The sequence below is a fragment of the Streptomyces sp. NPDC001532 genome, from assembly GCF_040298625.1.
Classification (GTDB): domain Bacteria; phylum Actinomycetota; class Actinomycetes; order Streptomycetales; family Streptomycetaceae; genus Streptomyces.
On sequence record NZ_JBEPAL010000044.1, the window covers coordinates 59396 to 71192 of the forward strand.

Annotated in this window: 12 protein-coding genes and 1 pseudogene; 4 read left to right on the top strand and 9 right to left on the bottom strand. The window is 73.2% G+C overall.

From position 1 onward, the window contains the following. The first annotated feature begins 27 nt into the window (after positions 1–27). A complete protein-coding gene (locus ABT232_RS31110; RefSeq protein WP_351846030.1) occupies positions 28–1851 on the top strand; it encodes a cation:proton antiporter in 1824 nt (607 codons plus the stop codon). On the opposite strand, the gene ABT232_RS31115 is transcribed toward ABT232_RS31110, so the two are convergent. From ABT232_RS31115 to ABT232_RS31125, 3 genes are all read right to left on the bottom strand, one after another. After that, on the bottom strand, positions 1820–3658 hold the full coding sequence (locus ABT232_RS31115) for a glycoside hydrolase family 15 protein (protein ID WP_351846032.1): 1839 nt from the start codon (positions 3656–3658) through the stop codon (positions 1820–1822). The two genes, ABT232_RS31110 and ABT232_RS31115, sit on opposite strands and share 32 nt — an antisense overlap. A 138-nt stretch (positions 3659–3796) precedes the next feature. Continuing rightward, positions 3797–4174 (bottom strand): helix-turn-helix domain-containing protein, encoded by a 378-nt coding sequence (locus ABT232_RS31120; protein ID WP_351846035.1) that lies wholly within the window; start codon positions 4172–4174, stop codon positions 3797–3799. Between the two features lie 79 nt (positions 4175–4253). Continuing rightward, positions 4254–4709, bottom strand: coding sequence for a DUF6325 family protein (locus ABT232_RS31125; RefSeq protein ID WP_351846038.1), 456 nt, complete (start codon positions 4707–4709; stop codon positions 4254–4256). A gap of 231 nt (positions 4710–4940) precedes the next feature. Between ABT232_RS31125 and ABT232_RS31130 the strand changes: the two genes are divergently transcribed. Continuing rightward, positions 4941–5972, top strand: a complete 1032-nt coding sequence (locus ABT232_RS31130; protein WP_351846040.1) for a YhjD/YihY/BrkB family envelope integrity protein — start codon at positions 4941–4943, stop codon at positions 5970–5972. A gap of 70 nt (positions 5973–6042) precedes the next feature. Here ABT232_RS31130 and ABT232_RS31135 read toward each other — a convergent pair whose 3' ends face one another. After that, on the bottom strand, positions 6043–7464 hold the full coding sequence (locus ABT232_RS31135) for a DUF2252 domain-containing protein (protein WP_351846043.1): 1422 nt from the start codon (positions 7462–7464) through the stop codon (positions 6043–6045). A 387-nt stretch (positions 7465–7851) separates the two neighbouring features. On the opposite strand from ABT232_RS31135, the gene ABT232_RS31140 reads away from it, so the two are divergent. Beyond that, positions 7852–8715, top strand: coding sequence for an RICIN domain-containing protein (locus ABT232_RS31140; RefSeq protein ID WP_351846046.1), 864 nt, complete (start codon positions 7852–7854; stop codon positions 8713–8715). 83 nt (positions 8716–8798) lie between these two features. On the opposite strand, the gene ABT232_RS31145 is transcribed toward ABT232_RS31140, so the two are convergent. From ABT232_RS31145 to ABT232_RS31160, 4 genes are all read right to left on the bottom strand, one after another. Then, positions 8799–9065 carry a DUF4235 domain-containing protein gene (locus ABT232_RS31145; protein WP_351846049.1) on the bottom strand — a complete coding sequence of 89 codons (267 nt, stop codon included), beginning with the start codon at positions 9063–9065 and terminating at the stop codon, positions 8799–8801. Beyond that, on the bottom strand, positions 9062–9508 hold the full coding sequence (locus ABT232_RS31150) for a DUF3618 domain-containing protein (RefSeq protein WP_351846052.1): 447 nt from the start codon (positions 9506–9508) through the stop codon (positions 9062–9064). The genes ABT232_RS31145 and ABT232_RS31150 overlap by 4 nt, the downstream gene beginning before the upstream one ends. Further along, positions 9505–9924 carry a phage holin family protein gene (locus tag ABT232_RS31155; protein ID WP_351846054.1) on the bottom strand — a complete coding sequence of 140 codons (420 nt, stop codon included), beginning with the start codon at positions 9922–9924 and terminating at the stop codon, positions 9505–9507. The genes ABT232_RS31150 and ABT232_RS31155 overlap by 4 nt, the downstream gene beginning before the upstream one ends. A 129-nt stretch (positions 9925–10053) precedes the next feature. Further along, complete coding sequence (locus ABT232_RS31160) at positions 10054–10599, bottom strand: phosphatase PAP2 family protein (protein WP_351846056.1); 546 nt, start codon at positions 10597–10599, stop codon at positions 10054–10056. A 150-nt stretch (positions 10600–10749) separates the two neighbouring features. On the opposite strand from ABT232_RS31160, the gene ABT232_RS31165 reads away from it, so the two are divergent. Then, positions 10750–11442 (top strand): adenosylcobinamide amidohydrolase, encoded by a 693-nt coding sequence (locus ABT232_RS31165; RefSeq protein WP_351846058.1) that lies wholly within the window; start codon positions 10750–10752, stop codon positions 11440–11442. 260 nt (positions 11443–11702) lie between these two features. On the opposite strand, the pseudogene ABT232_RS31170 reads toward ABT232_RS31165, so the two are convergent. After that, positions 11703–11797: pseudogene (locus ABT232_RS31170) on the bottom strand (ABC transporter permease); the annotation flags it as partial.

Consider the following 11797-nt stretch of genomic DNA (forward strand, 5'->3'; position numbering starts at 1 on the left):
GGGCCGCCACCCAAGGAAGGGAGCGCGGTGAGCGAGGAAGACATCCTGCTCGGCATCGGCCTGACCGTGGCGCTCGCCGTCGGTTCGCAGATCCTCGCGAGCCGGCTGCGGATCCCCGCCCTGATCCTGTTGCTGCCCGCCGGATTCACCGCCGGCGCCCTCACGGACGTCGTCCACCCCGACAAGCTCGTGGGACCGGACTTCTCCGTACTGGTGTCGCTGTCGGTGGCGATCATCCTCTACGACGCCGGGCTGGGGCTGAACATGCGCCACCTGCGGGCCGCCACGCGCACGGTCGTCGTCCGGCTCCTGGTGCTCGGCGTGGTGCTCACCTGGGCGAGCGTGCTGTTCCTGGGACTCGTGCTGTTCGGCGTACCGGCGGCCGTGGCCAGCATGCTCGGCATGATCCTGGTGGTGTCCGGCCCCACCGTCGTCGGCCCCCTGCTCGAACACGTCGGACCGTCCGACCAGGTGCGCCGGGTCCTGATGTGGGAGGGCTCACTGGTCGACCCGGTCGGAGGCATCCTGGGAGCCGTCGTCTTCCACTCGATCCTCTCCGGAGGCCTCCAGACCGGGCACTTCCGCGTCGGCACGTTCCTCGGGAGCGTCGCCATCGGCTTCCTCGGCGGCGCGGCCGGTGCCGCGCTGCTCTGGCTCACCCTCGGCAGGCTCCGCCTCGGCGAGACGCTCGGCACCCTCGCCCAGCTGGCCACGGTCGTCGTGGTCGCCGTGGGCTGCGACCTGGTCTACGACGACTCCGGGCTCATCGCGGCCATCGTCACCGGGCTGACCGTCGCCAACCTGCCCGGCTTCGACATGCCGGCACGCCACCCGTTCTTCGAGACCCTGGTGCAGCTGATCATCGGCCTGCTGTTCGTCTCCATCTCGGCCACGGTGACCCCGGACTCCCTCGTCCCGGTGCTGCTGCCCTCCGCCGTCCTCGTCGTCGTCCTGGTCCTGGTGGTCCGGCCGGTCATCGCGCTGCTGTCCACCGCCCGCACCGAACTCACCACCCCCGAGCGGGTCTTCGTCGGCTGGATGGCCCCGCGCGGCATCGTCGCCGCCTCCACGGCCACCACCTTCTCGGCCTCGCTCACCACCGCCGGCCTGCGCGACGCCGACGAGATCCTGCCCATCACCTTCCTGGTGATCGTCGGCACCGTCCTCGTCTACGGCCTGACCGCGCGGCCGGTGGCCGCCCGGCTCGGTGTCGCCGGGCCGGTGCGGGCCCGGCCGCTGCTGGTGGGCGGTGACCCCTGGGTCGTCGACCTCGCCCGGTCGCTGCGCGCCGCCGGACTCGACGTACTGATGTGGGCGGGTGACACGCGGCAGCGGAACCGGATCGAGGAGGCCGGGATCGAACTCGCCGCCGGCGAGCTGATGGCCGCGGCCACCGACCCGCAGGCCCGGCTGGAAGGTGTCACCTCCGTCTTCCTGCTCACCGGCGACGACGACTTCAACGCCCTCGCCGCGATCGTCATGCGCGACGGTGTCGACGGGCCCGTGCGCCGCGTCGCCCCGCCTCCCGACAGCCGCGGAGTGGTGGCCCCGCACACCGCCGGAGACCCCGCCTTCGGCCCGCACCTGGCCCGCCACGCCCTGGCGGCCCGCTACGAGCGCGGCGAGCGCTTCCACGTGCGGCCCGCGTCGGCCGGGCGGCCGGCCGGACACGAACCGCTGTTCGTGGTACGGCGGGACGGCCGGCTGGAGCCGGCCACCGACGCCGCGCGGCTCACCGTGACGGACGGCGACACGCTCGTCCTGCTGGGACCGGGACCCGGACCGGAACCCGGACCCGGACCGGAACCCGGACCCGGACCTACCGCCGGTCCAGAGCCGCGTCGAGGGTGATGGCCGCGTCGATCAGGGCGAGATGGGTGAACGCCTGCGGGAAGTTGCCCAGCTGACGGCCCGTGAGGTCGATCTCCTCGGAGTACAGGCCCAGATGGTTGGCGTACCCCATCATCTTCTCGAAGACCAGCCGGGCCTTGTCGGTGCGGCCGGCCCGGGCGAGGGCGTCGACGTACATGAACGTGCACAGCGAGAAGGTGCCCTCGGAACCGCGCAGCCCGTCCGGCGAGGCCGCCGGGTCGTAGCGGTAGACCAGGCTGTCGCTGACCAGTTCCTCCTCCATGGCGTCGAGCGTCGAGTGCCACATCGGGTCGTGCGGGGTGATGAAGCCGACGGTCGCCATCCGCAGCAGCGAGGAGTCGAGCACCTCACCGCCGTAGTGCTGGACGAAGGCCTGGCGTTCCTCGCTCCAGCCCTTGGACATGACCTGGTCGTAGATCTCGTCCCGGGCGGCGTGCCAGCGTGCGGGCGTGGCCGGCCGGCCGGTGGCTTCGGCGAGCCGCAGTGCGCGGTCGAACGCCACCCAGGACATGACACGGCCGTAGGTGAAGTGCTTGCGTCCGCCGCGGGTCTCCCACAGGCCCTCGCCCGCCTGGTCCCAGTGGTCGGCCAGCCAGTCGAGGTTGGTCAGCAGCGAGGTCCATCCCCGGTGTCCCACCTGGAGCCCGTGCCGGTGCGCGAAGTAGATGCTGTCCAGCGCCTCGCCGTAGATGTCCAGCTGGAGCTGGGTGGCGGCACCGTTGCCGATGCGCACCGGCGCGGACCCGGCGTAGCCCTCCCAGTGGTCCAGGAGCTGTTCGTCCAGGTCGGAGGAGCCGTCGACGGCGTACATGATGTTCAGCGGGCCCGAGTCACCGTCGCTGCCCGCCCGTTCCCTGACCCGGTCGCTGAGCCAGCCGATGAACGCCTGCGCCTCCTCGGTGAAGCCCAGTCCGAGCAGGGCGTACACGGAGAACGACGCGTCGCGGATCCAGGTGAACCGGTAGTCCCAGTTGCGTTCGCCGCCCAGCTGCTCCGGGAGGGCCGTGGTCGGCGCCGCCACCAGCGCGCCGCTGGGGGCGTACGTCATGAGCTTCAGCGTGATCGCGGACCGCTCGACGGTCTCCCGCCAGCGCCCGGTGTACGTCGACTGCGCCAGCCAGGAGCGCCAGAACCGGACCGTGTGGCCGAAGATCCGCTCGTACTCGTGGAGCCGGATCGGCCGGGGCGGTCCGTCGGCGCCCGACTCCAGGACGAACCCGCGCTGCTGGCCCGCCCGGAGCGTCAGCGTGAAGTGCAGGTCGTCCCGCCGGTCCATGAGGACGTCCAGCAGCCGCGCGTCCTCCGGCTCGCGGATGCCGTGCACGGTGAGCGGCGCGCCCTCGTCCGGCTCGAACACCGCTCCCTGTTCGGTGAGGTGCAGCCGGTGCGCCGTGCGCCCGTAGTCGAACCGCGGCGCCACCTCGATCTCGAACGACATGCTCCCGCGCACACAGCGGACCATGCGCACCAGCTGGTGGCGGTCCGTCGCCGTGCTGCCGGTGACGGGCATGAAGTCGAGCACCTCCCCGGCGCCCTCCTCGGTCATGAAACGGGTTACCAGGATCGCCGTGTCGGGCAGGTACAGCTGCTTGGTCGCGTGGGTCGCGCTGCGCGGCCGGACCGTGCAGTGACCGCCCTTGTCCTTGTCCAGCAGCGCGCCGAACACGCTGGGCGAGTCGAACCGCGGAAGGCAGAGCCAGTCGACCGTTCCGTCAGTGGTCACCAGCGCCGCGGTCTGGAGATCGCCGAGGAGGCCGTGGTTCTCGATGAGGGGGTATTCGTCCACCGGGGCGCCCCTTCCGGCCGCTGTTCACCCGGACGCGTCACCTCAGCGTAAGGCGGAGGCCCGCGCTCGGCGCGGCGAGCCGGCACGCCTACGGGCCGGCGGGCCGGCGGGTCATGCGGCCCTGAACGCGAGCCGCGCTCAGGCCCAGCCCTTGCGCACCGCCGGCCGGCCGAGCTGGATGCGGCTCTCCGCGCCGGCCCTCGCCATCAGCTCGCCGAGCCGTCGCCGCAAGGTGCGCCGGGAGATGCCGAGCCGGCCGGCGGCCGCCTGGTCGGTCAGCCCCGACAGCAGCAGCCCGAGGACGCGCGAGTCCAGCTCGTCGATCCGGTCGTCGCGGCTCTCCTCGACGTCGTCGCCCGCGGAGTTCATCGACAGCGGACAGGCCCTCTCCCACGCCAGTTCGAAGTACGCGACCAAGGCCTCCGGCAGGCCGCCCGCGTGCACCAGCACCGAGGCCGCGGCCGGTTTGCAGCCGGGCAGCAGCGGCAGCATGGCGAGGTCCCGGTCGGCGATCATTTGGAGCGGCGGAAACCCGCGCGCTCGCCTCCGCCGCGGGACCGGTCGCCGGACCCGCGAACGCCAACGCCCTGTCAGATCACGGCAGGATCGTCCCGCTCGCCGCCGCCTCGGCCGCCTCCAGCGACGCCATGAGGTCCTCGAACGGGATACGCCCGCTCGCCACCAGCTGGGCCCCGCCGCGCCGCAGCGCGCGGGCCAGCGGAGCGGCCCAGGCGTTCTCGTACACGACGACCGCCGCGGAGCTGCCGGGCTCCAGCGCCACGCCCGCCTCGTCGAGGTCGCTCTGGTCCAGCAGCCCTGAGGAGGCACCCTCGAACACCGTCAGATCGACGCCGGCCCCGAGCTCCCGCAGCTCCACCGCGGTGACCGAGCCGTCGGCGTCCTTGCGCACGAAGACGAGGTCGAGCAGCCGGATGATGCCGCGCTCGACCAGGTCGACCAGCAGGGGAAGGCCCTCGCCCGTCATCCGGCTGCCGGGGAACTCGACGATCAGGTAGTCGACGGGCCCCATGTCCTCGGGGTCGTGATGCATGGCCACTCCTCGGCAACGGGCGCCGGCGAGGCGTCCCGCCGGTGCCGTCGGCCCGGGCGGGGTGCGCACGCGGCGCGGGGGCGCGGGACGGGGGCGCGGAACCCCTCAGCCATTGCAGCACCGGACCGGCCGGGTCGCACCTTCGGTGCCCTCTCGCGCACTCTGGTCCTGGGAAGGAGCAACGATGGAGACTCCCGCACGGGTGCCGTCGCCGGCCGTGACCCGGTCGCCGTGCCCAGGCACCGCCCCCGCCCGCGCCTGATGGTCCGCGTCCTGCGCGCCTCCTGGTGGCACGAGCGGTTCGGCCGGATGGCCGTCCGCGCGCAGGCGCTCCACGCGCGGGTCGAGTCCCGGCACCCGGTGGTCACCCGGCTGGCGGACCGCATGGTGGCGGTGAACATCTTCGACTCCGCCACCCGCCTCGCGGCCCAGTGCTTCCTGACCGCGGTCCCGCTGCTGTTCGTGGTCGCCGCCTGCACCCCGAAGGCCGTCCACGACCAGCTCGTCGCGTCGGTGAGCGCCGTCTTCGGGCTGACCGGGGCGTCCAGGGACCAGTTGCAGCAGGTGTTCCAGCCGCCGACGGACGAGCTTCGGCAGGCCACCGGTGTGATCGGCGGAGTGCTCGTGCTGCTGACGGCCACGGCCGTGAGCCGTGCCCTTCAGCGGCTGTGCAAACGGGCCTGGGCGATCCCACGGGCCGGGACGAAGGTCGCTCCCTGGCGGTGGGTGGTGTGGATGGTCGTCTGGGTGGGAGCGCTGACGTTGCAGGGGCCGCTGCGCGACGGCTTCGGCGCCGGGGCGTGGCTGGGGATCCCGCTCGTCGTGGCCGTGCAGATCGCCCTGTGGTGGTGGACCCAGTACCTCCTGCTCGGCGGCCTGATCCGCTGGGCGCCTCTGCTGCCGGGCGCCGTCCTCGCGGCCCTGGCGGTCACCTGCCTGTCGCTGACCGCGCGGCTGTACATGCCGAGGGCCCTCAACCGGGCCATCGCCGACTACGGACCGGCGGGCTCGGTCTTCGTGCTGCTGTCCTGGCTGATCGTGGTGTGCGTGGCGGTCGCCGTCGGCCTCACCGTGGGGGCGGTCCTCTCCGGCGAACCTTTCCTGGCACGCCGTCTCGGTACGAGTGCCACCGACACCGACAGCGACACCGACACCGACACCGACAGCGCAAGCGCGGGGACGGCGCAGGGGGCGCCGTCCGGTGGACGGGACCGTGGAGGGGGCCATGACGGAGAGAGGGCTCATGACGGAGGGGACTCATGACGGAGGGGACTCATGACGGAGGGGACTCATGGGGGAGGAGGCCGATGAGGGCACCGCCGCGCGGCCGTCCTCAGCCGGCCGTCCGTGCCTTGACCCGCCCGGTCCTGACCGCGTCCAGGAGCGCCTTGTGGTCGCGCTCGTTCTGGTCGGCGTAGCTCTCGGCGAAGGACACCAGCGCACGGTCGAAGACGTCCTTGCCACCGAGGTAGGCGGCGATGGCGATACGGTCGCCCGACCGGGCGTGGGCGCGGGCGAGGGTGGCCCCGCACAGCTCGCCGAAGAGCCGCATGCCGCGCGGGAGCATGAGGGACGGTTCGGCGACGAACTTCCAGTCCCGCAACTGACGTACGTAGAAGTCCCGTTCGCGGCCGTCGATGCCGGTGACCCGCTCCCAGCCGAGGAAGATGTCGCCGGCGGCCTGCATCAGCCGCTGCCCGGCGACCACCCGCTCGCCCTCGGTGGCGTACCGGGTGGCTCCCGCGTACGGGGCCAGCACGGACGCGGCGGCCTCCTTCGCCTGGAGGAACAGCGGGTCCTGACCGTCCCGGCCGAGGAGCAGGATGATCCAGCACCGCGTGCCGACACTGCCGACGCCCACCACCTTGCGCGCGAAGTCCACCGGGGTGAACTGCCGGAGCAGGTGCCGGCGGTCGGTCGGCAGGCTCTCGCCGTACCGGTCCAGCAGACTCCGCAACTGGTACTCCACCATGCCGCGTTCGACGTCCGGGAGGAGGTCGGCGATCGGTGTGACGACCGGCGGCGAGGCCGAGATCCGTCGCTCGCCGTCCACCAGCGCGGTCAGCTTCTCGAAGGCCTGGAGGCTGTCGCGGGTGCGTGCCTTCGCCAGGGAGCGCGACAAGCGCTGCCGGCCGCGCCGGTGCAGCCGGCCGGACGCCAGCGCCGTCAACTGGGCGGCGTCGGAACGGGCGTACCACACGTCGAGCGTGCGCATATGGGCGAACCGGCGCATCTGCTCGCGGTAGGACCGCACCGCGGAGCGGACGATCAGAGCGCGCTGCTCGTCCGTGAAGCCGTTCTCGCGCCCGGCGATCACCAGGCTGGTGGCGAGCCGCTTGACGTCCCACTCCCACGGCCCGGGCAGCGTCTCGTCGAAGTCGTTGATGTCGAAGAGCAGATTGCGCTCGGCGGAGGCCAGCAGCCGGAAATTGAGCATGTGGGCGTCCCCGCACAGCTGGGCCCGCAGCCCCGAGTCGGGCGTCGCGGCCAGATCGGACGCCATGATCGCGGCCGCGCCCCGGTAGAAGCGGAACGGTGACTCCGCCATCCGTCCGTAGCGGAGCGGGACGAGTTCCGGCACCCGCGTCGCGGACTGCCGCTCGATGACGTCCACCGGGTCCGGACGGTGCCGGGAGCGCGTGAACTGGGCATGCGACGACCGGGGCGCGCGCGCTCGCGCGGCCTTGCCCCGGTCCGCCCGCTCCCGCGGGGACGCCTGCACCCCTTGTGTGGTCGAGGTCGGATTCCGGCTCATCTCGGATCTCCCCAGTGGCGCTGGCGCCGCTTGTGCGGTGGTGAGAGGCGGCGGGGACTCTCCTCCAGGGAAGCGCACATCGCGCTCCGCTGCCCCTCGACAGCCGCTCCTCGGCGTGCGACGGGACAACGACCACTGAGCCCGGAGCGTCGAGCCCAGGTACCGAGCCCGGAGGCGGCGCCGGACCCGTGTCCGGCGCGGCCCCCGGGCGCCCCCGGGCGTGGCCCACCCTGCTGATCGCCGCCCCCATCGCCTCACTGTCCCGCTGCGCTGGTCAGCGCGGAGATGACGGAACTCTTACGCGGGCCACGTGACGGCTGACAGAGGAGCGTCCGGCGGTGTGCACTTCTCCTCAGCCGGACATTCGATCTTGCGATGGAGTTGAGCATGAGAGGGATACGTTCCGCGGCCCTGGCGGCCCTGGGCCTGGCCATAGCCCTGCTCGGCGTTCCCGCCGCCGCGTCGGCGGCCACGACGACCGATGTGCCCGAGACGCTGCGGATCTCCGACGGCCCCTACGCGGGCTTCCAGCTCTGTGGCGCTCAGCCCCAGCCGACGTTCAGCACCACCCACACGTTCGGACCGCTGTTCGCCGCCTCCGTCCCGGGCGTGGACCCCCAGCCCGGTCTCGGCGGGACGGTGGAGCTCGCACGCCTGGGGGAGCAGCCGTTCCAGACCTACCCGGTCACCACGGGGCCGCTCGGCCACGGATGGGACATCCAGATCCCCACCAGCACCTTCAGCGCGGGTGACTACCAGTGGCGGATCCGCGCCGAGAGCCCCGACGGCCCGTCCGCCTGGTCCGCCTGGTGCACCTTCACCGTGACCGGCCCGGCGGCCACGCCCACCCGGTTCACCTACAGTCCCGACGGCGGCGCCCACTGCCTGGACGTCAGCGGCGCCCGCACGGAGGACGCCACGCCGGTGCAGTTGTGGGACTGCAACGGCTCCCTGGGCCAGCTCTGGCAGCTCACACCCGAGGGCACGCTGGTCAACCCGAACTCCGGCAAGTGCCTGGACGTGGCCGGCGGGGGAACCGCCAATGGCACCAAGGTGCAGATCCACGCCTGCAACGGCACCGGCGCCCAGCAGTGGCGCTACGACCAGCCCACCCCGGCCGCCTTCACCAACCCCCGGTCCGGCAAGTGCCTGGACGTGCCCTACGCGGACTTCGCCAACGGCGTCCGCGTCCAGATCCACGAGTGCAACGGCACCGCCGCCCAGGTCTGGAAGCAGCTCACCCCCGCCTGACCCGAGAGCGGCCGCCGTTCCCTCACCCCGTGCGGGGCAGGGAACGGCGGCCACAGGACCCGGCCGGCGCGGACCCGGCGCGGTCAGCCCGGCCAGGCACCCGTCGCCCGGCGGGTCGCGATCGCGCCGCCACGGTCGACGACGGCCTTGACGCCCGCGAAGACGGCGCCCTGGAGGATCGCCGCCGGCAGGACCTCCCGCCAGCGGCGCTGCTCGTCGGTGGCGTCCGGGGCGTCCTCGTCGTGCCCGAGCTTCTTCCAGAGCTGCTTGAACACCGCGCCGGCCAGCACGCCGCCGAAGGCGCCCAGGGCCGTCCCGACCGGCTTGTAAACGATCTTCGAGGCTCTCATCGACGCCTCCAGTAGCGGCGGGCGAGCAGCACCGCGACCAGCGCGCCGCCCGCGGCGAGCAGCGGAGTGCGGTGGGACCGCGCGGCACGCACACCCTGGCCGGCCTTCTCCCACACCGGCTCCGGGGTCTTGTCGTGCACCACATCGGCCGCGTGCGTCGCCCGGTCCCGGACCTGCGCCTTCACCAGGGCGGTCTTCTCGGAGACCTGGTGCCGCACGGCCTCGGTCTGCTCATGGGCCCGGGCCTTCACCTGAGTGGTCTTCTCGGAGACCTGGTGCCGGACGGCCTCCGCCTGCTCGTGCGCCCGGGCCTTCACATCCGTCTTGGCCGTCAGCGCCTCGACGGTCTCACCGAGCTGCTTGCGGGTCGTCTCGACCTGCTCGCGCAGCTCCTCGGGAGAACGCGCGGTCTCATCGCCCGACTGCGGCTTGTCCTGGGTCATCGGTGTGCCTTCTCCTTGATCTCGGCCACGTCGGCCTTGACGCTCGCCGTGGTCATCTGCGGTTTCGGCGGGGCCGCCTTGTCGATCTGCTTCTTGCCGAGGGCCGCCATGAGCGCGGTGACGGCGGCCAGGACGCCGGTGACGATCAGCGCCGCCGCCCAGACGTCCAGCACGAGCGAGAGCGCGGCGATCACGGTGGCCACCAGGGCCTGGAGGGTGAGCACACCCATCAGACCGGCGCCGCCGAACAGGCCGCCGCCCTTGCCGTACCGCTTGCCCTTCTGCGTCATCTCCGCCTGTGCCAGGCGCATCTCGTCCCGGACCAGATCCGACAGCTGCTGCGAGGCGCGCTTGACCAGTTCACCGACCGGTTCGTGCGCCTGGCTGCCGGTGCGGGGGGAGCCGTCTGCTGTCATGGGTTCTCACCTGCTCCTTCGTCGGGGGTGTCGGCACGCCCCGTGCTGTTCGGGTGTCGTCCTCGGCCGCCGGCGGTCCACCGTGCGATCGGGTGCCCGAGTACCCCGGCGACGACGTATCACCGCCCGTCAGAAGAGGTGCCGCGACAGCCGCGGCGCCGCCCGGACCAGGGCGGCCGCGGCCAGTCCGATCGCGCCGCCGACGACCACGTCCGAGGGGTAGTGCGCGCCGCTGTGCACCCGCTCGGCGGCCACCGCGGCGGCCGCCGGACCGCAGACGGCACCGGCGGCCGGCCACACCGGCGCGACCGCAGCGGCGAAGCCGACGGCGGCGGCCGTGTGCCCGGAGGGGAAGGAGGAACTGTCCGGACGGTCGTGGCGGTACTCCGCCGGTATCCACTCCTTCGGCGGACGGCGCCGCCGGTACAGCTGCTTGGCCACCGCGTTCGCCAGTACCTGCGCCGTGGCCATGCCCGCCACCCCGGCGGTGGCGGCCACCCGGCCACGCCACCCGCCGAAAGCGGCCATCACCGTCGCCGCCGCCCACCACACCTTGGTGTGCTCGGCGGCCTCCTGCACCGCGGGCGCCACCGTGCGCACCCAGGCGGGCCCGGATGCGATCGACCACCGGGCCAGCCGGTGGTCGCCGTCGTGCAGATCATCCGTCATCCCCATGACCTGCCGACTTCCCGTCCGAGGTGCGGTCACACCCCGATCCAGGACCGTGCGCGGCGGTCCCGCGCCACCGGTCCGGCAGCCGAGAGAACACCGCGGGACGAGGGCGTACGATCGGCCGGTTCCCGTCCATGTGAGGAGTCCCGTCCGGTGACCGCGCTCGTCCCCCGCCCCCGTTCCGCGCCCGGGGCGCTGTTCGTGCAGTGCCTGACCCGCGAGGAGGACGGCGAGTTGCTGCCCGCCCTGCTGTGGGCCCCGGGGCCCGGACAGCGGATGATCAGCAACGCCGTGCTCGGCGGCGGCCTCGGCGAGCGGGACTGGGTGCTCAACGCCCAGGTGGCGCACGGCTACCGGCGCACCGACCCCGACCGGCACCTGGCCGAGCTGGCGGAGGGCCTGGGGCTGCCGGGCGCGGGCGTCGGCCTGATGACGGCGGCCGACGTGTCGGCGTACGCCCACGCCCACGACGGCGGTGCCGAGGCCGTGGTCACCGCGGGCGTGGAGGTGCGCGGGTGGGCCGCCTCCGGCGCCGAGGGCACGGCCGGGCCGGCCGCGCCCGGCACTGTCAACATCCTCATCGCGCTCCCGGTGCCGCTGACCGACGCCGCCCTGGTCAACGCCGTGGCGACGGCCACCGAGGCCAAGGTGCAGGCGCTCGTGGAAGCGGGCCTGGACTGCTCGGGCACCCCCACCGACGCCGTGTGCGTCGCCGCCGCCGTCCCCCGGCCCGGCGCCGAGACGCAGGCCTTCGCCGGTCCCCGCTCGCTGTGGGGCGCCCGCCTGGCCCGGGCCGTCCACCGGGCCGTCCACCAGGCCGTGCGCGCGGCCACGCCCGTGCCGTGAGCGCCTGCCGGTCCGGACCGCGATACCGGAGGGGTCCACGATCCGGAACGCCGTCTCGGCCACGACCACCCGTCAGCACGTCGGCACGTCAGCACGTCAGCACGTCAGCACGTCGGCACGTCAGCACGTCGGCAGGTAAGCCGAACGCCCGTCAGCGCACGGCACGTACGCCGAACACCCGTCAGCGCATCGGCAGGCACGCCGAAGGGCCGGTGACGCGAAGCGTCGCCGGCCCTTCGGGCGGCAGGTCCACCGCCGGTTCAGCCCTTCACCAGGAGGCCTCGGCTGCGCAGGACCTGTCGCTCCAGGGGGCTGAAGATGAGCAGGTCGATGGCGATGCCGACGATCAGGATGA

Bases quoted from the DNA above. Each gene is read 5' to 3' on its own strand.
- ABT232_RS31120 (WP_351846035.1), bottom strand. From the start codon at position 4,174: ATGATCGCCGACCGGGACCTCGCCATGCTGCCGCTGCTGCCCGGCTGC.
- ABT232_RS31125 (WP_351846038.1), bottom strand. From the start codon at position 4,709: ATGCATCACGACCCCGAGGACATGGGGCCCGTCGACTACCTGATCGTC.
- ABT232_RS31135 (WP_351846043.1), bottom strand. From the start codon at position 7,464: ATGAGCCGGAATCCGACCTCGACCACACAAGGGGTGCAGGCGTCCCCG.
- ABT232_RS31140 (WP_351846046.1), top strand. From the start codon at position 7,852: ATGAGAGGGATACGTTCCGCGGCCCTGGCGGCCCTGGGCCTGGCCATA.
- ABT232_RS31145 (WP_351846049.1), bottom strand. From the start codon at position 9,065: ATGAGAGCCTCGAAGATCGTTTACAAGCCGGTCGGGACGGCCCTGGGC.
- ABT232_RS31150 (WP_351846052.1), bottom strand. From the start codon at position 9,508: ATGACCCAGGACAAGCCGCAGTCGGGCGATGAGACCGCGCGTTCTCCC.
- ABT232_RS31155 (WP_351846054.1), bottom strand. From the start codon at position 9,924: ATGACAGCAGACGGCTCCCCCCGCACCGGCAGCCAGGCGCACGAACCG.
- ABT232_RS31160 (WP_351846056.1), bottom strand. From the start codon at position 10,599: ATGGGGATGACGGATGATCTGCACGACGGCGACCACCGGCTGGCCCGG.